The organism is uncultured Helicobacter sp., from assembly GCF_949282165.1.
Taxonomy (GTDB): domain Bacteria; phylum Campylobacterota; class Campylobacteria; order Campylobacterales; family Helicobacteraceae; genus Helicobacter_F.
The window spans coordinates 122,181-148,798 of record NZ_CASDOV010000004.1 but is presented as its reverse complement, the minus strand read 5'-3'; the positions used below and the strand labels follow the sequence as shown (position 1 = coordinate 148,798).

The window sequence follows — 26,618 nt, the reverse complement described above, 5'->3', positions numbered from 1 at the left end:
TAGTGAAAAATATAGCGTTTTTTGATTTTGATGGGACGATAACGACAAAAGATAGCCTTTTTGTGTTTGTGAAATTTGCAGTGGGGAAGTGGAGATTTTATAAAGGGCTTGTGGCGCGCTGCTGGATACTCTTTGGCTATATGTTGGGATTATGCTCAAACACTTACGCTAAGCAATCACTAATGCGGTATTTTTTTAAGGGATATAGTGCGCGGGAGTTTGCACTGTTGTGTGAGAATTTTCAGACTACGCTTTGTGGGATTCTTAGAATCCAAGCGATGGAAAAAATTGCGTGGCACAAGGATAGGGGCGATATCGTGGTTGTGGTGAGTGCGACTTTTGAAGAGTATCTCAAGCCATTTTGTCAGAATCTAGGATTAGAATGCCTCGCCACGCGACTAGAAGTCGTAGATGGAGTGCTTAGTGGTAAGTTTGGGACACCAAATTGCTATGGGGAACAAAAGGCGGTGCGTATCAGGGCGAGCTATGATATAGTGCAGTATGAGGAGATTTATGCGTATGGGGATTCTAAGGGGGATTTGGCGATGCTAGCGCTAGCGACGCAGAGATTTTATAAGAAGTTTTATTAAGGTGGGTGGTGGAGATGATTGTCGCATTAAAAGGTAGTGTGGAGAGATTGGAGCCGACATTTGTGGAGATTGATGTAGGTGGCGTGGTGTATGGGTTGGGGGTTTCACTCAATACAAGTATGCGCCTTAAAGAATGTGCTAGTGAGCGCGTCAAGGTGCTGTGCGTGCAGATTATACGCGAAGATTCACAGGCGTTATTTGGGTTTTTTGATGAGGTGGAGCGTTTGAGTTTCGAACGCTTGATAAAGATTAATGGTGTGGGACCCAAGGTGGCGTTGGCGATTCTTAGCACTTATACGCCTCAAAGTTTTGCAAAGATTTTAGAAGATAAGGATATACAGGCATTGCAGCGTGTGCCGGGGATAGGCGCTAAGAGTGCAGGAAAGATAATGGTGGAGTTGGCAGGATTTTTTAATGAGCTTATAGAAGATAGGATTGAGAAAAATACTATGAGTGATGTCAAACGCGAGGCAAGTGCTGCGCTAGAATCTCTAGGCTTTAAGAGCGCAGATATCAGCAACGCACTAAAAAATATAAGTGGTGGCGAGGTGGCAGATATCGTCAAAGAAGCACTAAAAATTTTGGGTAAGAAAAAATAAAAAACAATCAATAAATGCTTGACAACATAGGTTTTTCTGTATATAATTCCAACCTTTATTTTGTTTGCGTGTGTTTTTAACCCACTAAGTTTATTTTGTTGTGCTGGTTTAGCTCAGTTGGTAGAGCATCTGCCTTGTAAGCAGAGGGTCGGGGGTTCAAGTCCCTTAACCAGCTCCATTTCAAACTCTAGCAGCTTTCTGCTTTCAGTGTTTGACCAGTGTTTAGCTATGTTTGGTGAGTTACTCAAGTGGCCAACGAGGGCAGACTGTAAATCTGCTGACTTTGTCTTCCGTGGTTCGAATCCACGACTCACCACCATTGATTTGGGCGGGTTGGTTTGGACTAAATTAGTGGTAGTCGAGATAGTTTTGTTGTTATGAAGATGCGGGAATAGCTCAGTTGGCTAGAGCATCAGCCTTCCAAGCTGAGGGTCGCGGGTTCGAGCCCCGTTTCCCGCTCCATATACTGGGAGCTGATTCTTTCATTATTTATGTGGGTGTTTGTAGATTGTGCAGCACTCTTTAAGCTTTATAGAATCAATTCCGCGTTTTTGTGTCAGGTGTGTTGCCCATATAGCTCAGTGGCAGAGCACTTCCTTGGTAAGGAAGAGGTCGGCGGTTCAATCCCGCTTATGGGCTCCAGTTTTTCTTAAGAGAATCTTTGTGAGATAGCTCTTAATACTACAAAAATTTAGGAGAGAAGTTATGGCAAAAGAAAAATTTAACAGAAGCAAGCCGCATGTGAATGTCGGAACTATCGGACATGTGGATCATGGTAAGACTACTTTGAGTGCTGCGATTTCTGCTGTATTGGCTACAAAAGGACTTGCAGAACTTAAAGACTATGACAATATCGACAATGCCCCTGAAGAAAAAGAAAGAGGTATTACTATCGCAACATCTCACATTGAGTATGAGACAGAAAATCGCCACTATGCGCATGTTGATTGCCCCGGGCACGCAGACTATGTAAAAAATATGATTACAGGTGCTGCACAAATGGATGGAGCGATCTTAGTCGTATCTGCTGCAGATGGTCCTATGCCACAAACAAGAGAGCACATTCTATTGTCTCGTCAGGTGGGTGTGCCATATATCGTTGTGTTTTTGAATAAACAAGATATGGTTGATGATGCAGAGCTTTTGGAGCTTGTAGAAATGGAAGTGAGAGAGTTGCTCTCGAGCTATGAATTCCCGGGCGATGACACACCTATCGTTGCAGGTTCTGCGCTTAAAGCACTTGAAGAAGCAAAAGAGGGCAAAGTAGGTGAGTGGGGTGAGAAAATCCTCAAGCTTATGGAAGAAGTAGATAGATATATCCCTACTCCTCAAAGAGATGTGGATAAGACATTCCTTATGCCAGTAGAAGATGTATTCTCAATCGCTGGTCGTGGAACCGTGGTAACTGGTAGAATCGAGAGAGGTGAAATCAAGGTTGGTGATGAGGTTGAAATCGTGGGTATCCGTGATACTCAAAAAACAACCGTAACTGGTGTTGAGATGTTTAGAAAAGAGCTTGATAAAGGTGAAGCAGGCGATAATGTCGGCATTCTTCTAAGAGGAACAAAAAAAGAAGAAGTAGAGAGAGGTATGGTTCTCTGTAAGCCCGGCTCTATTACACCTCACAAGAAATTTGAAGGCGAGATTTATGTGCTTTCTAAAGATGAGGGCGGACGCCACACACCATTCTTTAATGGCTATAGACCACAATTCTATGTGCGCACTACCGATGTAACAGGTTCTATTAAGCTTCCTGATGGCGTTGAGATGGTAATGCCCGGTGATAATGTAAAGATTACTGTTGAGCTCATTAACCCAATCGCACTTGAGGAAGGAACGCGTTTTGCTATCCGTGAAGGTGGTAGAACGGTTGGTGCTGGTGTGGTAACTAAGATTCTTGAATAGGGTTTGAGATGGCTAAGGGAAATGTAGTAAAGATAGGTCTTAAGTGTTCAGAGTGTGGTGATATAAACTATAGCACCACCAAGAACGCCAAGACTCAAACAGAAAAACTGGAGCTCAGGAAGTTTTCTCCTAGATTGAATAAGCACACTATTCACAAGGAAGTAAAACTTAAAAGCTAGGCTTGTCCTAGCTTTGTAGGTCAGTAGCTCCAATGGTAGAGCGTCGGTCTCCAAAACCGAGTGTTGGGGGTTCGAGTCCCTCCTGGCCTGCCATAAAGCTAGTTTAGAGATATTGCTATGAAGTAGAGATGGTGCAAAAGGGTAGTGATGAAAAAAGTTGTAGCTTATTATAGAAACGCAAAAGAAGAGCTTAATAAGGTTATAAGGCCTACAAAAGAGCAAGTTAGAAATGCTTCTATATCGGTTGTTGCTGTGGTTGTTGTCATTACTTTATTTTTGGCATTAGTTGACCTTATCTCATCTGCTTCTGTATCTAGTATCATATCGTAAGGTAGTGGTGTGTCGTAGTTAGGGAAAGGGGTAGGTTTTGGAATGGTATGCTATACAAACATATTCCGGTAGTGAGCAATCTGTAAAGAGAGCTATTGAGAATCTTATCGTAGAGAATAAGATACAAGATAGATTTGAGCAAATTGTTGTCCCTACCGAGGCTATTTATGAAGACAAAAAGAAAATAACACAGAGGAGCTTGTATCCGGGGTATGTGTTTATCAAGGTTGAGCTTGATACAAAATTGTGGCATATGATACAATCCTTGCCGCGAGTTGGACGCTTCATAGGAGAGAGCAAAAAACCTACTCCACTTAATGAAGCGGATATCGAAAAGATACTCGATAAGATTCGCAATCCTGCTGAGCCAAAACCCAAAGTGTTTTTTGAAAATGGAGAGGTTGTGCGTATTGTTGAGGGTCCATTTGCAAACTTTACTGGGACTGTTGAGGAATACGACATAGAGCGTCGCACTTTGAAACTCAATGTCTCTATTTTCAGTCGTAATACATTGGTGGAGATACTGTATTCACAAGTAGAAAAGATAATCTAATACTTTGGATTTCATTTTATAAAGAGAGGACATTGCTATGGGAAAAAAAGTCGTTGGTGAGCTTAAATTACAAATACCTGCAGGGAAGGCTAATCCATCTCCTCCCGTTGGTCCGGCACTTGGACAGAGAGGTATCAATATTATGGAGTTTTGTAAGGCCTTTAATGAAAAAACAAAGGATATGGGCAATTTTAATATCCCTGTTCTTATTACGGTTTATCAGGATAAGAGTTTTAGCTTCATCACAAAGAAACCTCCAGTTACGGATTTAATTAAAAAGGCTATCAACTTGGGCAAAGGCTCGGATAATCCGCTGAAAAATAAGGTAGGTAAGCTTACCCAAAAGCAACTACAAGAGATAGCAGAGACTAAGCTTGAAGATCTTAATGCTGTGGATATTGAAGCAGCAAAGAAAATCGTTGCGGGTAGTGCTAGAAGTATGGGTGTTGAAATAGTAGATTAATGTATGGAGTTTTGAGATGGGAAAAAAGATAACAAAAAGATTACAGGCTTTGCAAGCAAAGGTTGATACCAATAAAATTTATGATGTTGCTAGTGGAGTAAGCCTTGTTAAGTCTTTGGCATCCACGAAGTTTGATGAAACCGTTGAGATTGCCCTAAAGCTCGGTGTTGATCCACGACATGCTGATCAAATGATTCGTGGTGCGGTGGTATTGCCTCATGGCACGGGGAAAAAAGTTCGCGTAGCGGTTTTTGCAAAGGGCGTGAAGGCTGATGAGGCAAAAGCAGCAGGAGCGGATATCGTAGGTGCTGATGATTTGGCTGAAGAAATCAAGAATGGCAATACAGATTTTGACATGGTTATAGCAACGCCGGATATGATGGCATTGGTTGGAAAAGTTGGTAGAATCTTAGGTCCAAAAGGCTTGATGCCAAATCCCAAGACGGGGACTGTAACCGCTGATGTGAGCAAGGCTGTAACAAATGCCAAAAGCGGGCAAGTAAATTTCCGCGTAGATAAAAAAGGGATTATTCACGCTCCTGTCGGTAAAGTGAGTTTTCAAGAGGATAAAATTAGAGAAAATATGCTTGAACTTGTGCGCGTTATCAATAGGCTAAAGCCTGCTTCTGCAAAAGGTAAATATATCAGAAGTGGCACATTATCTCTAACTATGAGTCCGGGTGTAAAGCTAGATTCTCAGGAATTGATGGATACAAAATAAAGATTTATTTCTTTTATCTTAGATCGAAGATCATCGGGGCATTTGCTTAAAAGATACACCCTATGTGAGATTTGGTCTGAAAGGAGAGAAGCATGACTAAGCAAGACAAGATTCAGACTATAGAGAACCTTACTTCTGAGTTTCGGGATGCGAGCTCTATGATCATTTGTGATTACAAGGGCTTGAGTGTTGCGCAGCTAGAATCTTTGCGTGCAAAAGCAAGGGAAGAGAACATTAAAGTTCGTGTGATCAAAAACACACTTGCAAAAATTGCTATGCAAAATGCGCAATATCCCCAATCAGAGCTTACTGGCACAAATATTTTTGTCTGGGGCGATGATCAGATTAAGCTCGCAAAAGTGGTTTGCAAGTTTGCGGATGCAAACGAAGATAAGTTTGCTTTGAAGTTTGGTTATTTTGATGGCAATGTGGTCCAAAAAGATCATATCGTATCTGTTTCAAAGTTGCCAAGCAGAGAAGAGCTTATTGGTATGTTGTTGTCAGTTTGGAGTGCGCCGGCAAGATACTTTGTCACGGGGCTTGATAATCTAAGAAAACAAAAAGAAGAAGCATAAAACATTAAAAGGAGCGAAAATGGCTATTTCAAAAGAAGAAGTTTTGGAATATATTGGCGGTCTTTCAGTATTGGAGCTTTCAGAGCTTGTTAAGGCTTTTGAAGAGAAGTTTGGCGTGAGTGCCGCTCCCACCGTTGTAGCTGGAGCAGTAGCTGCAGGTGGTGGTGCAGGTGGTGCGGAAGAGAAGACAGAGTTTAACATCGTGCTCGTGGATGCAGGTGCTAACAAAATTAATGTCATTAAAGCCGTGAGAGAGATCACAGGGCTTGGTCTCAAAGAGGCTAAAGACGCTACAGAAAATACTCCAAGCACCCTTAAGGAAGGTGTGAGCAAAGAAGATGCTGAAAACTTCAAAAAGAAACTTGAGGAAGCAGGCGCAAAAGTAGAAGTCAAATAACTCTACAGCGTTCGGTTTCCAAGGGGAAGTTGCCCAATCTCGCTTATATGGCGGGGATTGGGCTTTTTGCGTTTTTTGCACTCTGTAGAGGTTTTTGCACGAGATTTCTACAGAGTGCTACTCTTAAATCCACATCGTGAAGGTTGAGCAAATGTCAGAGCAAATAAAACAAAACAAAAGATTCCGTATAGACTTTACTAAAAATCCTCAATTGCTAGATGTCCCCGATCTTTTATCTTTGCAGCGAGATAGTTATAATGATTTTTTATTCGCAGATTCTACAAAAGAAAGTGGTATAGAGAAAGTTTTTAAATCCATTTTTCCCATTCAAGATGCCCAAAATCGTATCACGCTAGAATATGCTGGTTGTGAGTTTGGTAAGCCTAGATATACCACAAGAGAAGCTATGGAGCGAGGGATCACATACTCCATTCCGCTAAAAATTAAAATCCGCCTTATTTTTTGGGAAAAAGACGAAAAAAGTGGAGAAAAACTTGCGGTAAAAGATGTAAAAGAGCAAAGTATTTTTATCCGAGAGATTCCATTAATGACGGATCGCACGAGTTTTATCATCAATGGTGTTGAGCGCGTTGTGGTGAATCAGCTACACAGAAGTCCGGGTGTAATTTTTAAAGAAGAGGAGTCTAATACCTCCTCAAATAAACTCATTTATACGGGACAGATTATCCCAGATAGAGGGGCTTGGCTCTACTTTGAATATGATGCAAAAGACATTTTGTATGCTCGTATCAACAAACGCAGAAAAATCCCTGTAACCATCATTTTACGCGCACTTGGATACACTAAACAGGATATTTTGAATATTTTTTACCCCTCGCTAAGCGTGCGTTTTGAAAAAAATAAATGCTTTGTGCCCTTTAGTGTAGAAAATGTCGGTGCGCGCGCGGAGTTTGATATCAAAGATTCTAAGGGCAATCTCTTGCTTGCATCGGGCAAAAGAATAGGGAGCAAAAAACTTAAGGAATTAAAGGAACTTGAAAAAGACATTAAGTGGATGGAATATCCACTGCAAAGGCTTGTGGATCGATACCTATCAGAGGCAGTGTATGATAAAAATGGGGAATTGCTTTTTGATATTTTGACACAACTTGATGAGAGTAAGATTCAAAAGATTCTAGAAAATGGGATTAAAGAATTCAAAGTTGCCAATGATACTGCTAAGGGCTTGGATAATTCCTTGATGAATTCCTTTGCTAGTGACGCGGAGTCGCTACGAAACCTCAAACACACAGAAAACATTGAGGATGAAAATGATCTCTCAGCAATCAGAATCTACAAGGTTATGCGTCCCGGTGAGCCTGTAACCAAAGATGTGGCAAAAGCGTTTGTCAATCAGCTATTTTTTGATCCGGAGCGTTACGATCTCACACGCGTTGGGCGTATGAAAATGAATCATAAGCTTGGATTGGATGTTCCTGATTATGTTACGGTACTAACGCACAACGATATTATTGCGACGATTAAGTATCTTATGGATGTGCGCAATGGCGAGGGGCACATTGATGACAGAGATCACTTAGGCAACAGAAGGATTCGGTCTATCGGTGAGCTTTTGGCAAATGAGCTACACACTGGGCTTGTCAAAATGCAAAAGGCTATCCGCGATAAACTTAGCTCGCTCAATGGTTCGTTTGAGAATCTTATGCCTCACGATTTGATTAACTCCAAGATGATTACAAGCACGATTATGGAGTTTTTTACAGGTGGGCAGCTCTCGCAGTTTATGGATCAGACAAATCCGCTTGCTGAGATCACACATAAGCGTAGATTGTCTGCGCTTGGGGAAGGTGGGCTTGTCAAAGAGCGCGTGGGATTTGAAGCGCGTGATGTGCATCCCACACACTATGGCAGAATCTGTCCTATCGAAACACCAGAGGGGCAGAATATTGGTTTAATCAATACGCTTTCAACCTTTACGCATGTCAATAGCTTGGGATTCATTGAGGCACCTTATAAGAAAGTCAAAAATGGCAAGGTAAGTAACGAGATCACATATATCACCGCCGCGCAAGAGGAGGGTCTCATCATCGCGCCGGCTTCTACGAAGGTTGATAAAAATGGCAGCATTATCGAAGACTTGATAGAGGCAAGAAAAGATGGCGAGATTATCCTCACGGAAAAATCCAAGGTGGATTTGATAGATTTAAGCCCAAGAATGCTTGTGGGTGTGGCTGCATCGCTTATCCCATTCCTAGAGCACGATGACGCAAACCGCGCGCTTATGGGCTCAAATATGCAGCGTCAAGCAGTGCCATTGCTCACACCTGATGCACCTGTCGTGGGAACGGGTATAGAGAAGGTAATCGCGCGTGATGCGTGGGAGGCGATCAAAGCAAAGCGAGGCGGGATTGTCGAAAAGGTAGATTCTAAAAGTATTTATATTTTGGGAGAAGATGAGAGTGGTGCATATATCGACTACTATTCACTCTGCAAAAATTTACGGACTAACCAAAACACTTCATTCTCCCAACGCCCAATCGTGAGAAAAGGCGATAGTGTCGAGGCAGGACAGGTTATCGCTGATGGTCCAAGTATGGATAGTGGCGAGTTGGCACTCGGTAAGAATATCCGAGTGGCGTTTATGCCGTGGAATGGCTATAACTTTGAAGATGCGATTGTGGTGAGTGAGCGTCTCATTAAGGAAGACACATTCACTTCCGTGCATATTTATGAAAAAGAGATTGAAGCGCGTGAGCTAAAGCATGGGACAGAGGAGATCACATCAGATATTCCGGGTGTTAAAGAGAGCGAAATAGCCCATCTCGATGAGAGCGGGATTGTGCGTATTGGGACTTATGTCTCTCAAGGTATGATTTTGGTGGGCAAGGTTTCACCAAAAGGCGAAGTGAAGCCTACTCCAGAGGAGCGATTGCTGCGTGCGATTTTTGGGGAAAAGGCTGGGCATGTGATCAATAAATCATTGTATTGTCCTCCGTCTTTAGAAGGCGTCGTAGTCGATGTGAAAATTTTCACTAAAAAAGGCTATGAGAAAGATTCAAGAGCCATTAGTGCGTATGAGCAGGAAAAATCTGTGCTAGATATCGAACACCACGATAGACTAACGATGCTCAATCAAGAAGAGATGGTCAGAATCTCCGCTATGCTTTCTAAACAAAAGCTCGTGAGTGATGCGAGTATCGGTGGCAAAAAGTTTAAAAAAGGACAGAGTATCCCCAAAGAGGATATAGCAAATATCAATCGCTTTGCGCTCAATACGCTTATTAAGAGCTATTCTAAAGAAATGCAGACAAAATATGAGCAAATCAAAGCAAACTTCTTAGAGCAAAAAAAGGCTTTGGGAGAGGAGCACGAGGAGAAGCTCTCAATCCTAGAAAAAGATGATATTTTGCCAAGTGGCGTTGTCAAGCTCGTGAAAATCTATATAGCGACAAAACGCAAACTCAAAGTAGGGGATAAAATGGCGGGACGCCACGGGAATAAAGGTATCGTCTCTAATATCGTGCCCTTAGTGGATATGCCTTATACCAAAGACGGCGAGCCTGTGGATATCATCCTCAATCCCTTGGGTGTGCCAAGCCGTATGAATATCGGACAGATTCTTGAAGTGCATTTGGGGCTAGTGGGCAAGAATCTAGGCAAGCAGATTGAGGATATTTTTGCACAGCAAAGCCAGTCGTGGATTAAAAATTTGCGCAACAAAATGCTTGAAATCTCTAAGGTTGTAAATACCGATAATCCAGCAGCCACGGAGTTTTTGAAAAATCTCTCTGATGAGGATCTCATCCTTTATGCCAAAGATTGGAGCAAGGGTGTGAAGTTTGCTATCCCGGTGTTTGAGGGGATTGAGCAGGAGCGTTTTAATAAGCTTTTTGAGCTTGCAAAAATCGATATGGATGGCAAAACAGAGCTTTATGACGGCAGGACGGGCGAGAAAATGATCGAGCGCGTGAATGTGGGGTATATGTATATGCTCAAACTTCATCATCTTGTCGATGAAAAAGTGCATGCACGAAGCACAGGTCCATACAGTCTCGTAACGCAGCAGCCAGTGGGTGGTAAGGCACTTTTTGGCGGGCAGAGATTCGGAGAAATGGAGGTGTGGGCGCTTGAGGCTTATGGTGCGGCTCACACACTCAAGGAAATGCTTACTATTAAATCTGATGATACAGAAGGCAGAAAAGAGGCGTATAAAGCTATCACAAGGGGCGAGCACGTGGGAGAATCTAAGATTCCAGAGACATTCTATGTGCTTGCAAAGGAACTTCAGTCACTCGTGCTTGATGTCAAGGTGTATGGAGATGAGGTCGATGAGAGCGGTGCTTCTAAGCCACTAGTTATCAAAGAGGATAATCGCCCTAAGGATTTTAATGCGTTTCAGCTCGTGCTTGCGAGCCCAGAGAGTATCCGATCGTGGAGTCGTGGTGAGGTAAAAAAACCAGAAACAATCAATTATCGCACGCTTAAACCCGAGCGCGATGGGTTGTTTTGTGCAAAAATCTTTGGTCCTGTGAGAAATTATGAATGCCTTTGTGGGAAATACAAAAAGATGCGCTACAAAGGTATGGTGTGTGAAAAATGCGGCGTGGAGGTGACAGAATCTAAGGTGAGGCGTTACAGAATGGGGCACATTGAGCTTGTCGCTCCTGTGGCACATATTTGGTATGTGAGTTCTTTGCCAAGCCGCATAGGCACACTCCTTGGCGTGAAAATGAAGGATCTTGAGCGCGTGTTGTATTATGAGGCTTATATCGTCAAAGATCCGGGCGAAGCATCGTATGACAATGAGGGCACAAAGCCTATTATGAAATATGATGTGCTAAACGAGGAGCAGTATCAAAATATTTATCAGCGTTTTGGGGATAAGGGCTTTGTCGCGCAAATGGGTGCGGAGGCTGTGAGAGAATTGCTAGAGCAACTTGATTTGGTGGAGTTGCTCCAAAGATTGCGTGAAGAGGCGAAATCCACGAACTCTGAAGCTAAGAAAAAGACGATTGTTAAGCGTCTTAAGGTTGTGGAGAGCTTTATTAATTCTGGCAATCGTCCAGAATGGATGGTACTCACAGTGCTACCGGTATTGCCACCGGATTTGCGTCCGCTTGTGGCACTTGATGGCGGGAAGTTTGCGGTGAGTGATGTCAATGATCTCTATCGTCGCGTTATCAATCGAAACCAACGCCTTAAACGCCTTATCGAACTAGATTCACCAGAGATTATTATCCGCAACGAAAAGCGTATGCTCCAAGAGGCAGTCGATGCGCTCTTTGATAATGGTAGAAACGCAAATGCGGTTAAAGGTGCCAATAAGCGCCCGCTTAAATCGCTTTCAGAGATTATTAAAGGCAAGCAGGGGAGATTCCGACAGAATCTACTTGGTAAGCGCGTGGATTTTTCTGGACGAAGTGTCATTGTAGTGGGACCAAATCTGCGTATGGATCAGTGTGGATTGCCAAAAAATATGGCTCTTGAGCTCTTTAAGCCGCATTTGTTTGCCAAACTTGAGGAAAAGGGCTATGCCACCAACCTCAAGCAAGCAACTAAGATGATTGCGCAAAAAAATAATGAGGTGTGGGAGTGCCTACAGGAGATTGTCGAGGATTATCCGGTGCTATTAAACCGCGCGCCAACCTTACACAAGCAGTCTATCCAAGCGTTTCACCCAAAACTCATCAATGGTAAGGCGATTCAGCTCCACCCATTGGTGTGCTCGGCGTTTAATGCTGACTTTGATGGCGATCAGATGGCTGTGCATGTGCCGCTTTCGCAGGAGGCTATCGCAGAATGCAAGGTGCTTATGCTTAGCTCTATGAATATCCTGCTCCCCGCTAGTGGTAAGGCGGTGGCTGTCCCTAGCCAAGATATGGTGCTAGGGCTTTATTATCTCTCTTTGGAGAAAAAGGGTGCTAAGGGCGAGCATAAAATCTTTGCAAGCGCGCAAGATGCTATGATAGCCATTGATTTGGGAGAGTTAGACATTAACGCCAAGATTCGTGTTTCTTTTGAACGCAGGATCATAGAGACGACTGCAGGAAGAATGATTATTAGCTCAATCCTGCCGGATTTTGTGCCGCTCAATCTTTGGAATAAGGTGTTGAAAAAGCAAGATATTGGCGCGCTTGTGGATTATGTGCATAAGTGCGGCGGTTTGGGAGTTACGGCGACATTCCTTGATAATTTAAAAAATCTTGGATTCAAATACGCTACCAAGGCTGGTATTTCTATTGCCGCTCCTGATATCATCACACCCGATGATAAGCAGACTATGATCGAGGCAGCTCGCAATGAGATTAAGGTGGTGCAGGGAGCTTTTGAATCTGGATCTTCGACAGCACAAGAGCGCTATAACAAAATCATCGACATTTGGACGCGCACAAGTGAAGAGATGGGTAAGACATTGGCTAAGAAGATTCGAGAGGATAAGCAGGGATTTAACTCAATCCATATGATGGCAGATTCTGGAGCGCGTGGTAGTGCGGCGCAGATCAGGCAGCTTTCTGCTATGCGTGGTTTGATGACTAAGCCCGATGGCACGATTATCGAGTCGCCTATCACCTCAAACTTTAAAGAGGGCTTGAATGTGCTAGAGTATTTTAACTCCACACACGGTGCGCGAAAAGGGCTCGCCGATACGGCGCTTAAAACTGCTAATGCGGGGTATTTGACAAGAAAACTCATTGATGTGAGTCAAAATGTGAAGGTAACTATCGAGGATTGCGGCACACACGAGGGTGTAGAGATCTCGGATATTACCGTTGGTGGCTCTCTTGTGGAATCTTTGCGTGAAAGTGTGCAGGGCAGAGTGCTAGCGAGGGATATTATCGATCCGATTACCAATGAGATTCTCTTTAGTGAGGGTGTGCTCATCGATGAAGAGATGGCGATGCGCATCGATGAGGCGGGTGTGAAAAATGTAACAATCCGCACTCCTGTAACCTGCAAGGCACCAAAGGGTGTGTGCGCTAAGTGCTATGGACTAAATCTCGGTGAATCTAAGATGGCAAAACCCGGCGATGCGGTTGGTGTGCTGGCAGCTCAGAGTATCGGCGAGCCCGGCACACAGCTCACGCTGAGGACTTTCCACATCGGTGGGACAGCAAGCACAAGCCAAGAGGAAAACAGAATCGAGGCGAACAAAGAAGGCTTTATCCGCTACTACAATATTAAGACATTCAAAAACAAAGAAGGTCAGCATATCGTAGCCAATAGACGCAATGCCGCCGTCTTACTCGTGGAGCCCAAAATCAAGGCGCCATTTGATGGTGTGGTGCATATCGAAAATGTACATGATGAAGTGGTGATCACGGTTGTGGGCGATAAGGATAAGGTGCATTATAATTTGCGCAAAGATGATATCGCTAAGAAAAACGAGCTCGCAGGAATCACTGGCAAAGTCGATGGCAAGCTTTTGGTACCTCACGATAGCGGCTACAAAGTCAGTGCAGGCGGCAGTATCGTGGATATCATCAAAGATGGCTGGAATGTGCCACACAGAATCCCATATGGTAGTGAGCTAAAAGTTGCCGATAACGATCCAATCGCCTGCAAGATTGAGGCAAAAGAAAAAGGCATCGTCAAGTATTATTTCTTAAACTCCGATACCCTAGAGCGCAAACGCGACATCAAAAAGGGTATGGTGATTGATGAAAAAGGCGTGTTTGCAGTCATCGCCGATGAGAACGACAGAGAATCTACGCGTCATTATATCGCGCGCAACTCTAAGATTCTCATCGATGATAATAGCGTGGTGGATTCTGAGAGTATCATTGCCCAACCGCTTAATAAAGAAAATATCGTCGTGGCTAGTTGGGATCCTTATAATAACCCAACAATCGCAGAAGTGGGCGGAAAGGTCGAGTATCGAGACATCATCGCTGGTATCACGGTTAATGAGCAAGAAGATGAGCTCACTGGTGCTAAGAGCTTTATTGTCAGTGAGTATATTCCGGCGGACAAAAAGCCTGCTATCGTGGTGATTGATAAGGCTGGTAAGGAGCATATCTATCCTTTAGAATCCAATACAACTATTGCGATTCAAGATGGTGCGGTTGTGCAGGAAGCCGATATTTTGGCAAAGACACCTAAGGCATTGGTAAAATCTAAGGATATTACCGGAGGTTTGCCACGCGTTTCAGAGCTCTTTGAAGCACGCAAGCCAAAAGACATCGCAGTTCTCTCAGAAATCGATGGGGTTGTGAGCTTTGGTAAGGCTTTAAGAGGCAAAGAGAGGATTGTGGTTACCGCGGATGATGGGCGTGTGGCAGAGTATTCTGTGGATAAAAATAAGAGAATCTTGGTGCGCGCTGGTGAATTTGTCCATGCAGGCGAGGCGATGACAGATGGAGTGGTTTCAAGCCACGATATTTTGAGAATCTCTGGGGAGAAGGCGCTACATAAATACATCGTGAGTGAGGTGCAGCAAGTCTATCGCCGTCAGGGCGTGAATATCGCTGATAAGCATATTGAGATTATTGTCTCACAGATGCTGCGACAAGTTAAGATTATCGATAGCGGCGATACGAAGTTTATTGATGGCGATTTGATTAGCAAGCGTCATTTTAAAGAGGAAAATGAGCGGATTCTCAAGCTCGGTGGGGAGCCAGCTATTGCGGAACCGGTGTTGCTTGGTATCACAAGGGCGGCTATAGGAAGCGATTCTGTGATTTCAGCAGCATCATTCCAAGAGACTACCAAAGTCTTAACAGAGGCTAGTATAGCGGCTAAAACAGATACACTTGATGACTTAAAGGAAAATGTGGTGCTTGGTAGAATGATTCCGGTAGGGACAGGGCTCTATCATCACAAGAAGTTCAAGTATAGTGTGCAGGACGCAAAAGAGAGCTAATTTTGGGCTCTCTAAGATAAACAAAAGCTTTGGTGGGCTATAATCCCACCATTTTTCACATTACATTTGGGAAAGGATATTCGTGCCAACTATCAATCAGTTAATCAGAAAAGAGAGAAAAAAAGTTCTTAAGAAAACTAAGTCACCGGCATTGCTAGAATGCCCACAGAGAAGGGGTGTTTGCACTCGTGTTTATACCACCACTCCTAAAAAGCCAAACTCCGCACTTAGAAAAGTAGCAAAAGTCAAGCTCACATCAAAATTTGAGGTTATTAGCTATATCCCCGGAGAGGGACACAATCTCCAAGAGCACTCTATTGTGCTTGTGCGCGGTGGTCGTGTGAAAGACTTACCGGGTGTGAAATACCATATTGTGCGTGGTGCGTTGGATACTGCAGGTGTGGCTAAGAGAACTGTTTCGCGTAGTAAATATGGTGCCAAAAAAGCTAAGAGTGGCGCTGATAAAAAATAAATCACTTAAGGAAGGTTTTGTATGAGAAGAAGAAAAGCTCCCGTTAGAGAGGTTTTGGGTGATCCTATCTACAACAACAAAGTAGTTACGAAATTTATCAATAAAATGATGTATGATGGTAAGAAAAGCGTGAGTGAGAAAATTATCTACGCTGCATTTGACAAGATAGAAGAGAAGAGTGGCGAGAAGGGAATTGAGGTGTTTGAAAAAGCCCTAGAAAAGGTTAAGCCATTGGTGGAAGTGCGTAGCCGTAGGGTAGGTGGTGCTACCTATCAAGTCCCGGTGGAGGTGCGCCCTGCTAGACAACAATCACTTTCTATCCGATGGATTCTAGAAGCCACAAGAAAGCGTAATGAACGCACTATGGTAGAGAGATTAGCAAATGAGCTAATGGATGCGGTAAATGATAGAGGTGCAGCGTTTAAGAAAAGAGAAGATGTGCATAAGATGGCGGAAGCGAACAAGGCGTTTGCACACTATCGTTGGTAAGACTCTTTGAAGGACTAGATTATGGCGAGACAAACCCCATTAAACAGAATTAGAAACATAGGTATTGCAGCGCATATTGACGCTGGTAAGACGACGACTTCAGAGAGGATTTTATTTTATACCGGTGTGAGTCATAAAATCGGCGAGGTGCATGATGGTGCTGCGACGATGGACTGGATGGAGCAGGAAAAAGAGCGGGGCATTACGATCACCTCTGCAGCAACGACTTGTTTTTGGAAGGATTATCAGATAAACCTGATTGATACCCCCGGGCACGTGGATTTTACAATTGAAGTAGAGCGCTCTATGCGCGTGCTAGATGGTGCTGTGGCAGTGTTTTGTTCGGTAGGTGGCGTGCAACCACAGAGTGAAACCGTTTGGAGACAAGCAAACAAATATGGCGTGCCTAGAATGGTGTTTGTGAATAAAATGGATAGAATTGGGGCAAATTTCTATAATGTAGAGTCTCAAATCAAGCAACGCCTAAAGGCAAATCCTGTGCCTATTAATATCCCCATTGGAGCCGAGGAAAACTTCAAGGGCGTAGTGGATCTCATCCAAATGAAAGCAATCGTATGGAATGACGAATCTATGGGGGCTAAATACGATATAGAGGATATTCCAGCAGATCTTATGGACAAAGCAAAGGAATATCGAGAAAAACTTCTTGAATCTGTAGCGGAGCAGGACGAGGTATTGATGGAAAAATATCTCGGTGGCGAGGAGCTTAGCGTTGATGAGATCAAAAAGGGCATTAAGGCGGGTTGTCTCAATATGAGTTTAATCCCTATGCTTTGTGGCTCTAGCTTTAAAAACAAAGGCGTGCAGACGCTTTTGGATGCGGTAGTGGATTTTCTCCCAGCGCCCACGGAAGTTGCAGAGATTAGGGGTATCAATCCAAAAGATGAAAGCGAGATCAGCGTAGAATCTAGTGATAAGGGTGCTTTTGCGGGCTTAGCGTTTAAGATTATGACTGATCCATTTGTGGGGCAGCTGACATTTGTGCGGGCTTATCGTGGTATGCTAGAGTCTGGAAGCTATGTTTTAAACTCTACTAAAGGCAAAAAGGAGCGCGTTGGTAGGCTCTTAAAAATGCACTCTAATAAACGTGAGGATATTAAAGAGATTTATGCCGGCGAAATTTGTGCGTTTGTGGGGCTAAAAGACACGCTTACTGGGGATACATTGTGTGATGAGAAAGAGCCAGTGATATTGGAGAGAATGGAATTCCCAGAGCCGGTAATTCAAATTGCAGTTGAGCCAAAGACAAAGGCAGATCAAGAAAAAATGTCTATCGCATTGGGCAAGCTTGCTGAGGAAGATCCAAGCTTTAGAGTAAGCACACAAGAAGAGACAGGGCAGACGCTCATCGGCGGTATGGGAGAGTTGCACCTAGAAATCATCGTTGATAGGCTGAAAAGAGAGTTTAAAGTCGAGGCAGAAGTGGGGCAGCCACAGGTGGCGTTTAGAGAGACGGTGAGAAGTGCTGTCGAGCAGGAGTGCAAATACGCCAAGCAATCAGGCGGACGTGGTCAATATGGGCATGTATTTATCCGACTAGAGCCAAAAGAGCCCGGCAGTGGTTATGAGTTTGTTAATAACATTAGTGGCGGTGTGATCCCTAAGGAATACATTCCTGCTGTGGATAAAGGTATCCAAGAAGCTATGCAAAATGGCGTGTTGGCAGGGTATCCTGTGGTGGATTTTAAAGTAACGCTTTATGATGGTAGCTATCACGAAGTGGATTCATCAGAGATGGCATTTAAAATCGCGGGTTCTATGGCGTTTAAAGATGCGTGTAGAAAGGCGAATGCGGTATTGCTAGAGCCGCTTATGAAAGTCGAAGTAGAGGTGCCAGAGGAGTATATGGGCGATGTGATAGGAGATCTCAACCGAAGACGCGGACAGATTAACTCTATGGACGATCGTATGGGGCTAAAGATTGTCAATGCGTTTGTTCCATTGGCTGAAATGTTTGGATACTCTACCGATTTGCGCTCCGCTACACAAGGGCGCGGCACTTACACTATGGAATTCGATCACTACGGTGAAGTTCCCAATAATATTGCCAAAGAGATTATGGAGAAACGCAACGCATAATCGGTGATTTACCCCTCTATAGGGCTTTGAGACCACAAAGCTCTTTTATGGCTTCTTTCTTTGTCTTTCTGCATCGCTTGCTTAGGGTATGATCTTTTTGTGGCGTTTGTGTAGATTCTGAGCTTACTCTGTCATTGCTTCCCTAAGGCATAAGAGGCATTTAATCCTACCCTTCCTACTTAAGATTATCCTACCAAATATGATTGATGAGAATCCAGCCCGGGCATTGGAGGTAATTTGCAAGATCGTTTGGGGCATAATGCGGATTGCAAAAAATATATCTAGGCATACACACGACTTTATCCTTATAGCCAATAAGATACGCTGCCCACCAACTAAAAGTGGAGTTTGCTATGATAGCGTGCTTGCAGCTTCTCATTAGCTCCATCTCTTCTGCCGCATTTGTTTCAGAATTACCCCGCACAAATTCAAATCTCACCCCCTCACGCACTTTAGAATCTAGACTTTGGAGAAAATGCTGCTCACACCATAGAATGTCATTGCTAAAGACAAACACATTTGGGCGTTGCACACGCGCCTTTATCTCCCTTAGGGCGTTGTTGTAATACGCACTTCCAAGCTCTATAAAATGCCAAAGATTCAAATAATCCCCGCGCCTAATGTGCAAAAACACAGAATCTGGCGTTTGCAGGATTTTTTCTTTTAATCTAGCATTTGCTGCGCTAAGCGGTGTTTTGAGCCTAAAGTCCTTTTGCAGCGTGTCTTTAAGCGCGGAAAAATACTCTAGATTCTGAAAGCAGCCACACACATAGGCATTATTTGCAAATGCGAAGTTATGGGATTTAAGCATTGTGTGGTGTGCGTGGCACAGCTTCGCGTTTGTCCATTGTTCGACAAAAAACTAGCGCCTATACCACCATTGTATGTCTAGAGGCATTTTCTTAAACACAGCACCACAAATACGATTTGTGATATGCAAAAGCCTATTGCGCCCAGAGTGTGTGAGCCAAAAATACAAATATGGGAAAAACACGCAATGATTCTTGATAGGATGGCGGAGCGGATGAGTAAAGCTAGTGAGCGTGATATGTGGATTGAGGCTAAAGTGCGCTAACTCAAGTGCGCGATTTTCACTACTGCCCCCCCCCCCTCATTGTCCTCATAAACACTTGTATCTAGTGTTATGGCAAAGCCATATGTTTGGAGATAGCGTGCAAAGGCATAGACAAACATCTGATTCCCAAGTCCGCCGCCAAGGCGGATAGTGAGTGATTTGCGTCGCGGCATTTTGATCCTTTTGTCCTTATGTGCAATGCGTGGGCTTTAGACAAGCACAAACGCTTAGTGTGGGTGCATTGTAGCATACAATCCACTATAGCGCGCTTAAGGGCGATGGTTACGCTTAATGCCAATCTCAAATTGAGATAGCACAAGTCCTGTAAAAATTAAGCAAGGATTATGTAATATCCACCATTTGTTATGTAATTTATCAGACAACAAGGCTTTTTATGGATTATATGCAGACATATCGGGATAGAGATTCTATCCTCGCAGTAGCGCACACGATACAGGCACTCGCCCCCAAGCTCCCCGCCCAGCTTAGGATTATGGAAGTGTGTGGCGGGCATACCCACACGCTTATGAAATACGGCTTGCTCAAGCTTTTGCCGCCAAATATCGAGTTTATCCACGGACCGGGCTGCCCGGTGTGCATTATGCCGCGTGGGCGTATCGATGAGGCGTATCATATCGCAATGTCTCCCGATGTGATTTTGCTAACGCTTGGGGATATGATAAAAGTCCCCGGTAGCAATGGTAGCCTGCAAAATGCGCGTGCGCAAGGTGCGGATGTGCGCTTTGTGTATTCGCCCATAGAGGTGCTAAAAGTCGCTAAAGACAATCCTAGTAAAAAAATCGTGTTTTTTGCTATCGGCTTTGAGACGACTATGCCTATGAGTGCCGCGCTTTTGGAGCAGTGTATCGCCCTAGGGCTCACAAATGTGTATTTTCATATAAACCACGTGCTTGTCCCCCCACCCCTAGAGCTTATCCTCGCCCAATCTGATTGCTCTATCAATGCCCTCATCGCACCCTCTCACGTGAGCGTGATAAGCGGGGCGAAAATCTATGCGCCGCTTTTGGAGCGATTTAAGCTCCCCATTGTGGTGAGTGGCTTTGAGCCGCTTGATATGATGCAAAGCATTCTCTCTATCCTCAAACAGGCTATTAGTCGCACTCCGCGCCTTGAGATTCAATACGCGCGCGTGGTGGATATGCAGGGCAATCTCAAAGCCCAAGCGATGGTGGAGCGATATTTTTGCCCACGAGAGCATTTTGAGTGGCGTGGGCTAGGCGATATTCCAGAATCTGCCCTGCGCCTTAGAGATGAGTTCGCGCGCTACGATGCCGAGATAGAATTTGCCACATATCTCCCCAAAGAGCGCAAGGCAGATCACAAGGCTTGTTTGTGTGGCGAGATCCTAAAAGGCAATGCCAAGCCTATGGATTGCAAAGTCTTTGGCAAAGCCTGCACGCCAAACAACCCCATAGGAAGCTGTATGGTGAGCAGCGAGGGTGCGTGTGCGGCGTATTACAAATACGGTGCGCTTTTGTGATGGATTGTGTGAAAACACCACAAGAGATACTTATAGATTCAGCCAAGAGCTATTACGCGTATCTTAGCGAGCACGATCTGGGCTTAGAAGAGCTTAAAATCGTCGGCGCAACCTTGGAGCAGGAGCGACTTATCCTCACACTTGGAGTGAAAGTTTTATCCCAAGATGGCTTGGTGCTGCAAGTGGGGGAGAGGCTTTTTGAACTAAGTGCGTGTGCGGATATGCAATACAATCAAGAAGATTCTATCCTAGAGATTTCCCCAAATTATGAGCTTTTAGAATCCCTGCAGCAACTCCAAAGCCAAAAGCCCAAAAAATCCAGCGCACATAAGCTCGCGCTAGAAAATCTCAAACTTTTTAGTGATCTTAAGTTTCTCGTGCGCAATGTCGAGGAGTTTGCTACCAAGCACCCCCTTTCCCTACCTAGCAGGAAGCCCATCGCCCCTCCACAAATCCCCTCATACCTCAATGAGTATCAAAAAAACGCCCTTATTATGCTATTCTCCCAAAGCCTTAGCTATGTGTGGGGCGCGCCGGGCAGCGGCAAGACGCAGGTTGTGCTTTTTGAGGCGGTGTATCATTATGCCAAGCAGGGGCTTAAAACCTGCGTGCTAGCCCCCACAAACTCCGCGCTAGAGCAGATTTTCACCACGCTTATTGCGCATTTTAAGCAGATGGACTTTGAGCTTAGCAATCTCCTGCGGCTTGGTATGCCCACGCAAAAATTCTTAAGTCTCTATCCAGAATGCTGCGATCCAAACCTCCTTGTCCAACGAGGACAAACCTCACTTTTTGCCCAACCCACTTCGCTCAAAAATCGCCTTAAAAATGCGCATATCATCGGGCTTACGCTCGATGGCTTTATCAAAAAGCGTGAGAATCTCGAGGTGGAATTTGCGCATTATTTTTTGGATGAGTGCGCGTTTGCGCCATTAGCCAAAGCGTGTGCGTTGTGCGCAGATGATGTGCCACTCACGCTTTTTGGCGATCACAAGCAGCTTATGCCAATCTGTGAAATGCCCCCTAATGCGCTTAAGATTCACAAAGAAGTGAGTGTGTGGAATCTCTCCGCGCTTTTTTTAGAAGAGTTTTTTCACTCTCCCCAAGTTATGCTAGAGAAGCAGCCCACCGATACGCCCACCCTTAGCCACATAGCCGAGCTTAGATTCACACATCGCTATGGGGACAATCTCGCACAGATTCTAGATCGCGCGATTTATCACATAGGCTTGCGCGGGCGTGATGAGAGGATGGAGATTTATTGTATCGATAGTGGTGCTAAGGGCGAGGCACAAAGCAATGTGAGCCAAAATGAAGCCCTAGCTATCCACAAGCTCTACAAATACCTGCACCAAAAATCCCTCACACAAAGCCTTGGTATCATCACGCCATTTGTCAATCAAAAAAAGCTCCTGCAGCGCACCATCGCACATAGTGATATCAGCACCATACACGGCTCGCAGGGTAGGGAATGGGAAAATGTGATTTTTTCACCAGTGGGCTTGCACTACTACTTGACAGATTCTAGGCAGACTAATGCGCTCTTTGGACTCAATGTCGCGATCAGTCGGCTCAAAAAGCGGCTTTTTATCGTGTGTGATTTGGGCTTTTGGCAGCAGCAGGAGGGGCAGTTTCTCCACGCGTTGCTTAGTCAATCTACACGGATTAATCTCTAAGCACAAGGAGGCTTTATGACTATCACTCTAGCACACGGTAGCGGCGGGATACAATCCCAAGAACTCACGCAAAAAATTTTTCTCAAACACCTAGCGCCCTTTATGCAGGGCAGTGGAGAGGATGCGGGCATAGCGCGCGGGGGCGCGGGGGCGTTTGCGATGAGCACGGATAGCTATGTGATAACACCCTATCGCTTTAGGGGCGGGGATATCGGCAAGCTCTGCGTGTGTGGGAGTAGTAATGATGTGGCGATGATGGGCGCGCGTCCGATGTATCTAAGTGCGGGATTTATCATCGAGGAGGGTTTTGGGAGCGAGGAGCTAGAATCTCTCGTGGTATCGATGGCGCGCGAACTTGAGCGAGGTGGGCTCAAACTCCTAAGCGCGGATACCAAAGTCGTGCCAAAGGGGAGTATGGATAAGATTTTTATCAATACAACCGCTTATGGCGAGGTGGTGTATGAAAATCTTAGTGCGCATAATCTCACAAACGGAGATTGTATCATCGTGAGCGGTAATGTCGGCACGCACGGGAGTATGGTGTATTGTGAGCGTAACGAAATAGGACTAGTGAGTAGCTTGCAGAGTGATTGTGCGCAGCTCTTTGGTATGCTAGAGCCGCTTTTTGCCTCCGGTGTGGAGATTCACGCGCTGCGCGATGCGACGCGAGGAGGACTCGCAAGCGTGCTCAATGAATGGGCGCAAGCAAGCAATGTGGGCATTAGTATCCAAGAATCGCAAGTGCCGATTTTGGATGAAGTGCGTGGGGTGTGTGAGATACTTGGGCTTGAGCCTTATGTGTTGGCAAATGAGGGCGTGTGTGTGCTCAGCGTCTCGCGCAAGGACGCACAGAGGGTGCTAGAGCTCCTGCACGCCCACCCACTAGGGCAAAGCGCACGCCTCATTGGCGAGGTTTGTGAGCAAAATCCCCAAAGAGTGGTTTTGCATAATGCCTATGGCACGAGACGCTACCTAGAATACCCACAGGGCGAGATTCTGCCTAGAATCTGCTAGCTTTGTTTAGATACCATAGGTTGTGGTATGTGCGCTAAAACTGCTTGTAGCACTCCCCCCAAGTGGCTAGAGATTCTAAAACCCCATTTAGGCTTTCTCCAAGCGGTGTGAGCGCATACTCCACTCTTGGTGGGACTTCAGCATAGACCTTGCGCTTGAGAATCTTTGCCTCCTCTAGCTCCCGCAGATTCTGTGTCAAAACCGCTTGTGAGATATTTTGATTTTTTGTCGCGCTGATGCTTTTCTTTAGCTCCCCAAAGCGTTTTTTGCCCTCTAGTAAATTATAAACAATGAGCAACTTCCATTTATTGCCAATGAGATTGAGTGTTGTCTCTACTGGACAGGGGGAATGGTATTTTTTCATTGTTATCCTTTGGTTTTTGTGCGCGATTGTAGCATATTTCTTAGAATCTAGCTCTTTAGATTCTAAAATCTTTCCCTAAAATTCTCCTATTTTACGCAATAGTATGAAAAATGATACTAGATTATAAAATAATGCCTACTTGATCTTTCACACTTAGTTTATTATCATTTCATCATTGCCTTAAACGGGCAAAATTTTCTAAAAAAGGAAAGGTATGAAAAAACTTCTCGTTTTCACATTAGCACTATCACTTTTTAGCGGCTCTTGCTCTGCTAAAGGCAGCACAACACACAAGGAGCAAAATATGCAAAATCTAAAGGTCGCCGTCCTAGCGGCAAGTGGTAAGGCGGGTAGCCTCATCGTAGAAGAGGCAGTGGGTAGAGGGCTCAAAGTGAGTGCGTTTGTGCGGGATTCTAAAAAGGGCAAGTTTGCTAAAGAAGTAGAGGTGGTGCAAAAAGATATTTTCAAGCTAGAATCTAAAGACTTGCAGGGCTTTGATGTGATTATCGATGCCTTTGGTGAGTGGCAAAATCTAAGCTTGCACAAAAAGCATATTGAGCATCTAGCACAGATTCTTAAAGGCAGTCAGGCAAAGCTTTTAATCGTCGGCGGAGCGGGCAGTCTGTATATGGATACAAGCCACACGACAAGACTGTATGATACCAAAGAGTTCCCAAGCGAGTATTTGCCATTAGCAAAGGCTCAAGGCGAGGTGCTAGACTTTTTGCGCGGGGTTGGCGATATACATTGGGTTTTTGTCAGCCCTCCTGCTATCTTTGTCTATGACGCCCCAAAAACAGGCAAATACAAAATCATTGGCGAAGTCTTTGAGGTGAATGACAAGGGCGAGTCTAAGGGCAGTTATGCGGATTATGCCTCTGCTTTATTAGATATTGCCCTAGATTCTAAGTATGATAGGCAGAGAGTGGGCGTGATAGGGTTGTAATAGCCCTCATCAAAGGCATCAAGCGAGATTCTGTGGCAAAATTACTCCAAATTTTAGAGATTTTCTAGCATTTTGTTATAGGCAGCTTTGGTGCCCGGACGCACATTGCTCACTAGACTAAAGACAACAATCGCCAAAGACGCCACCAAGAATCCCGGGATAATCTCATACACACCCGTATCAGCAAAAAATTGCTTCCAAGCCACCACGACAGCCGCACCACTAATCATTCCAGCAATCGCGCCGATTCTTGTCATTCTGCTCCAAAAAAGCGAGAAAAGCATCACCGACCCAAAAGACGCTCCAAACCCAGCCCACGCATAAGCCACGATACTTAGCACGCTAGAATCTTTATCTGTGGAGATGACAAAGGCGATGAGTGCCACCACAAGCACCCCAATTTTGCCAAGTCGTAGCACCATCGCCTCTGATGCTTCTTGCTTGAAAACCTTTTTGTAAAAATCCTCTGCAATCGTGGAGCTAGAGACGAGTAGTTGCGAACTGGCGGTGCTCATAATCGCAGCAAGGATTGCGCTAAGCAAGATTCCAGCAATCCATGGGTTAAAGAGGAGTTGGGACATCACGATAAAAATACGTTCGGGATCTTGCAGGGTGAGATTAAATTTATTGACATACGCCACGCCAAGCATACCGATAAAACAAGCAGCAATGAGGCAAATAGCCATCCAAGCTATGCCGATAAAAGTCGCTGTGGGAATGTCTTTGGTCGAGCGGATTGACATAAATCGCACTAAAATATGAGGTTGCCCAAAATATCCAAGTCCCCAAGCAAGTGCCGAGATAATCCCCACGATAGAGACACCGCTAAGCCATTGCAACCGCTCTTTTGCGACAAAAGGTATCTTTGCAAATGCTAAAAGTAGGGAATGAAGAGTGGTATTGTCATTTGATAACAAGGCAGATTCTAGCTTGTGTGCTATGTCTTTGGAGGTAATTACTGCTTTATTGTCAAAAAATGTCAAAATATTGGCATCATCTTGTAATTGTGCTGGAATCTTTGAGGCGTGGATACTTCGATCTTGTGTGTTTTGGAGGTTTTGTATGAGGGATTTTACAAACTCCTTAGATTCTGCACTCTCAAGGTTATTTATAAATTTTGGAATCTGCCCCTGAAACTCCACAATCTTTTTGCTTGAATCATCGGAGTTTCTGATGTATTTTGCCGCTTCATCAAGTCCGCCTATGTGGGAAAGCATCACAATTGGCACGACCACAAGGGCTAAAATCATTAAAAGTCCTTGAATCATATCCGTCCAACACACAGCCTTATAACCTCCAAAAAAGGTGTAAGCCACGATGATAAAAGTCCCAGTAGTCAAGGCGTGGGAGTATTTGATACCAAAAACTTCCTCAAAAAGTTTCGCCCCACTCACAAGCCCTGATGAAACATAAAAGGTAAAAAAGATGAGAATCACCACCGCACAAACCACGCGTAAAATATGCTTATCATCGCTAAATCGCGTCTCAAAATAATCTGGGATTGTCAGTGAGTTTGCCACCACGCTTGTGTAGATTCTAAGTCTTTTGGCGACAAAAATCCAATTCAAACTTGCCCCAATGGTCAAGCCTATGGCAATATAGCTATCGATAAAGCCACTTACATACAACGCTCCGGGCAAGCCCATTAAAAGCCACCCGCTCATATCCGAAGCCCCAGCACTTATGGCAGAAACCACAGGTCCCATAGAGCGACCACCAAGGAAATAATCCTCGGTGCTTTTGTTTTGCCGATAAAAATAAAAACCTATAAAAAGCATCAAAGCTGCATAGCTCACAAACATTATCGCAATAGGTGTGTTTATACTTACAACTTCCATTATATCCTCC

21 protein-coding genes, 5 tRNA genes and 1 pseudogene are annotated in these 26,618 nt (G+C 44.5%); 23 read left to right on the top strand and 4 right to left on the bottom strand.

Annotated features, from left to right (window positions below; translation table 11 throughout):
* The first annotated feature begins 2 nt into the window (after positions 1-2).
* The 19 genes from ACH2BK_RS04010 to fusA all read left to right on the top strand — a co-directional run bounded on the left by ACH2BK_RS04010 (position 3) and on the right by fusA (position 18,194).
* Positions 3-590, top strand: a complete 588-nt coding sequence (locus ACH2BK_RS04010; protein ID WP_394995142.1) for an HAD family hydrolase — start codon at positions 3-5, stop codon at positions 588-590.
* Between the two features lie 14 nt (positions 591-604).
* A complete protein-coding gene (ruvA, locus tag ACH2BK_RS04005; RefSeq protein WP_394995140.1) occupies positions 605-1,189 on the top strand; it encodes a Holliday junction branch migration protein RuvA in 585 nt (194 codons plus the stop codon).
* 102 nt (positions 1,190-1,291) lie between these two features.
* Positions 1,292-1,367, top strand: a tRNA-Thr gene (locus ACH2BK_RS04000).
* A 56-nt stretch (positions 1,368-1,423) separates the two neighbouring features.
* Positions 1,424-1,508 (top strand) — tRNA-Tyr (locus ACH2BK_RS03995).
* 66 nt (positions 1,509-1,574) lie between these two features.
* A tRNA-Gly gene (locus ACH2BK_RS03990) sits at positions 1,575-1,651 on the top strand.
* 105 nt (positions 1,652-1,756) lie between these two features.
* A tRNA-Thr gene (locus tag ACH2BK_RS03985) sits at positions 1,757-1,831 on the top strand.
* 63 nt (positions 1,832-1,894) lie between these two features.
* On the top strand, positions 1,895-3,094 hold the full coding sequence (gene tuf / locus ACH2BK_RS03980) for an elongation factor Tu (protein WP_394908601.1): 1,200 nt from the start codon (positions 1,895-1,897) through the stop codon (positions 3,092-3,094).
* Between the two features lie 8 nt (positions 3,095-3,102).
* On the top strand, positions 3,103-3,273 hold the full coding sequence (gene rpmG, locus ACH2BK_RS03975) for a 50S ribosomal protein L33 (RefSeq protein ID WP_394954831.1): 171 nt from the start codon (positions 3,103-3,105) through the stop codon (positions 3,271-3,273).
* 17 nt (positions 3,274-3,290) lie between these two features.
* Positions 3,291-3,366: transfer RNA gene (locus ACH2BK_RS03970), tRNA-Trp, on the top strand.
* Between the two features lie 54 nt (positions 3,367-3,420).
* Positions 3,421-3,603, top strand: a complete 183-nt coding sequence (secE, locus tag ACH2BK_RS03965) for a preprotein translocase subunit SecE (protein ID WP_395002178.1) — start codon at positions 3,421-3,423, stop codon at positions 3,601-3,603.
* Positions 3,604-3,640: 37 nt separating this feature from the next.
* On the top strand, positions 3,641-4,156 hold the full coding sequence (gene nusG / locus ACH2BK_RS03960) for a transcription termination/antitermination protein NusG (protein ID WP_394995135.1): 516 nt from the start codon (positions 3,641-3,643) through the stop codon (positions 4,154-4,156).
* Between the two features lie 37 nt (positions 4,157-4,193).
* Positions 4,194-4,619 carry a 50S ribosomal protein L11 gene (gene rplK / locus ACH2BK_RS03955; protein ID WP_395002177.1) on the top strand — a complete coding sequence of 142 codons (426 nt, stop codon included), beginning with the start codon at positions 4,194-4,196 and terminating at the stop codon, positions 4,617-4,619.
* 16 nt (positions 4,620-4,635) lie between these two features.
* Positions 4,636-5,340 (top strand): 50S ribosomal protein L1, encoded by a 705-nt coding sequence (rplA, locus tag ACH2BK_RS03950; RefSeq protein ID WP_394995128.1) that lies wholly within the window; start codon positions 4,636-4,638, stop codon positions 5,338-5,340.
* A gap of 92 nt (positions 5,341-5,432) precedes the next feature.
* Positions 5,433-5,915 carry a 50S ribosomal protein L10 gene (gene rplJ / locus ACH2BK_RS03945; protein ID WP_394995125.1) on the top strand — a complete coding sequence of 161 codons (483 nt, stop codon included), beginning with the start codon at positions 5,433-5,435 and terminating at the stop codon, positions 5,913-5,915.
* A 19-nt stretch (positions 5,916-5,934) separates the two neighbouring features.
* Positions 5,935-6,312, top strand: a complete 378-nt coding sequence (gene rplL / locus ACH2BK_RS03940; RefSeq protein WP_394995122.1) for a 50S ribosomal protein L7/L12 — start codon at positions 5,935-5,937, stop codon at positions 6,310-6,312.
* Positions 6,313-6,463: 151 nt separating this feature from the next.
* A complete protein-coding gene (locus tag ACH2BK_RS03935) occupies positions 6,464-15,133 on the top strand; it encodes a DNA-directed RNA polymerase subunit beta/beta' (protein ID WP_395002176.1) in 8,670 nt (2,889 codons plus the stop codon).
* Between the two features lie 82 nt (positions 15,134-15,215).
* Positions 15,216-15,605 (top strand): 30S ribosomal protein S12, encoded by a 390-nt coding sequence (gene rpsL / locus ACH2BK_RS03930; RefSeq protein ID WP_095627520.1) that lies wholly within the window; start codon positions 15,216-15,218, stop codon positions 15,603-15,605.
* Positions 15,606-15,626: 21 nt separating this feature from the next.
* Entirely contained in the window at positions 15,627-16,094 is a 468-nt protein-coding gene (gene rpsG / locus ACH2BK_RS03925; protein WP_095627519.1) for a 30S ribosomal protein S7, read from the top strand.
* Between the two features lie 21 nt (positions 16,095-16,115).
* Entirely contained in the window at positions 16,116-18,194 is a 2,079-nt protein-coding gene (fusA, locus tag ACH2BK_RS03920; protein WP_395002175.1) for an elongation factor G, read from the top strand.
* A gap of 190 nt (positions 18,195-18,384) precedes the next feature.
* Here the strand turns inward: fusA and ACH2BK_RS03915 are convergent.
* Together ACH2BK_RS03915 and ACH2BK_RS03910 are read right to left on the bottom strand one after the other, a co-directional pair.
* Positions 18,385-19,044: pseudogene (locus ACH2BK_RS03915) on the bottom strand (alpha-1,2-fucosyltransferase); the annotation flags it as partial.
* 221 nt (positions 19,045-19,265) lie between these two features.
* Complete coding sequence (locus tag ACH2BK_RS03910; RefSeq protein WP_395002174.1) at positions 19,266-19,442, bottom strand: hypothetical protein; 177 nt, start codon at positions 19,440-19,442, stop codon at positions 19,266-19,268.
* A gap of 221 nt (positions 19,443-19,663) precedes the next feature.
* Here ACH2BK_RS03910 and hypD point away from each other — a divergent pair, with 221 nt between their 5' ends.
* Genes hypD through hypE form a run of 3 tightly spaced genes read left to right on the top strand, consistent with a single transcriptional unit; the run spans position 19,664 to position 23,460 of the window.
* The gene (gene hypD / locus ACH2BK_RS03905) at positions 19,664-20,770 is read left to right on the top strand and encodes a hydrogenase formation protein HypD (protein ID WP_395002173.1); all 1,107 of its coding nucleotides are present in this window, start codon (positions 19,664-19,666) and stop codon (positions 20,768-20,770) included.
* 8 nt (positions 20,771-20,778) lie between these two features.
* Entirely contained in the window at positions 20,779-22,446 is a 1,668-nt protein-coding gene (locus ACH2BK_RS03900) for an AAA domain-containing protein (protein ID WP_395002172.1), read from the top strand.
* A gap of 15 nt (positions 22,447-22,461) precedes the next feature.
* Positions 22,462-23,460, top strand: coding sequence for a hydrogenase expression/formation protein HypE (hypE, locus tag ACH2BK_RS03895; protein ID WP_395002171.1), 999 nt, complete (start codon positions 22,462-22,464; stop codon positions 23,458-23,460).
* Between the two features lie 34 nt (positions 23,461-23,494).
* Here hypE and rrpB read toward each other — a convergent pair whose 3' ends face one another.
* Positions 23,495-23,824, bottom strand: a complete 330-nt coding sequence (gene rrpB, locus ACH2BK_RS03890) for a MarR family transcription factor RrpB (RefSeq protein ID WP_395002170.1) — start codon at positions 23,822-23,824, stop codon at positions 23,495-23,497.
* 304 nt (positions 23,825-24,128) lie between these two features.
* Here rrpB and ACH2BK_RS03885 point away from each other — a divergent pair, with 304 nt between their 5' ends.
* On the top strand, positions 24,129-24,770 hold the full coding sequence (locus ACH2BK_RS03885) for an SDR family oxidoreductase (RefSeq protein ID WP_395002169.1): 642 nt from the start codon (positions 24,129-24,131) through the stop codon (positions 24,768-24,770).
* A 53-nt stretch (positions 24,771-24,823) separates the two neighbouring features.
* Here ACH2BK_RS03885 and ACH2BK_RS03880 read toward each other — a convergent pair whose 3' ends face one another.
* A complete protein-coding gene (locus ACH2BK_RS03880) occupies positions 24,824-26,608 on the bottom strand; it encodes a sodium:proline symporter (protein WP_395002168.1) in 1,785 nt (594 codons plus the stop codon).
* Positions 26,609-26,618 lie beyond the last annotated feature (10 nt).

What these genes read in the sequence shown, in the direction of transcription:
- ruvA (WP_394995140.1), top strand. Translation starts at nt 605, where the DNA reads ATGATTGTCGCATTAAAAGGTAGTGTGGAGAGATTGGAGCCGACATTT.
- tuf (WP_394908601.1), top strand. Translation starts at nt 1,895, where the DNA reads ATGGCAAAAGAAAAATTTAACAGAAGCAAGCCGCATGTGAATGTCGGA.
- rpmG (WP_394954831.1), top strand. Translation starts at nt 3,103, where the DNA reads ATGGCTAAGGGAAATGTAGTAAAGATAGGTCTTAAGTGTTCAGAGTGT.
- secE (WP_395002178.1), top strand. Translation starts at nt 3,421, where the DNA reads ATGAAAAAAGTTGTAGCTTATTATAGAAACGCAAAAGAAGAGCTTAAT.
- rplK (WP_395002177.1), top strand. Translation starts at nt 4,194, where the DNA reads ATGGGAAAAAAAGTCGTTGGTGAGCTTAAATTACAAATACCTGCAGGG.
- rplA (WP_394995128.1), top strand. Translation starts at nt 4,636, where the DNA reads ATGGGAAAAAAGATAACAAAAAGATTACAGGCTTTGCAAGCAAAGGTT.
- rplJ (WP_394995125.1), top strand. Translation starts at nt 5,433, where the DNA reads ATGACTAAGCAAGACAAGATTCAGACTATAGAGAACCTTACTTCTGAG.
- rplL (WP_394995122.1), top strand. Translation starts at nt 5,935, where the DNA reads ATGGCTATTTCAAAAGAAGAAGTTTTGGAATATATTGGCGGTCTTTCA.
- ACH2BK_RS03935 (WP_395002176.1), top strand. Translation starts at nt 6,464, where the DNA reads ATGTCAGAGCAAATAAAACAAAACAAAAGATTCCGTATAGACTTTACT.
- rpsG (WP_095627519.1), top strand. Translation starts at nt 15,627, where the DNA reads ATGAGAAGAAGAAAAGCTCCCGTTAGAGAGGTTTTGGGTGATCCTATC.
- fusA (WP_395002175.1), top strand. Translation starts at nt 16,116, where the DNA reads ATGGCGAGACAAACCCCATTAAACAGAATTAGAAACATAGGTATTGCA.
- ACH2BK_RS03910 (WP_395002174.1), bottom strand. Translation starts at nt 19,442, where the DNA reads ATGCCGCGACGCAAATCACTCACTATCCGCCTTGGCGGCGGACTTGGG.
- hypD (WP_395002173.1), top strand. Translation starts at nt 19,664, where the DNA reads ATGGATTATATGCAGACATATCGGGATAGAGATTCTATCCTCGCAGTA.
- hypE (WP_395002171.1), top strand. Translation starts at nt 22,462, where the DNA reads ATGACTATCACTCTAGCACACGGTAGCGGCGGGATACAATCCCAAGAA.
- rrpB (WP_395002170.1), bottom strand. Translation starts at nt 23,824, where the DNA reads ATGAAAAAATACCATTCCCCCTGTCCAGTAGAGACAACACTCAATCTC.
- ACH2BK_RS03885 (WP_395002169.1), top strand. Translation starts at nt 24,129, where the DNA reads ATGCAAAATCTAAAGGTCGCCGTCCTAGCGGCAAGTGGTAAGGCGGGT.
- ACH2BK_RS03880 (WP_395002168.1), bottom strand. Translation starts at nt 26,608, where the DNA reads ATGGAAGTTGTAAGTATAAACACACCTATTGCGATAATGTTTGTGAGC.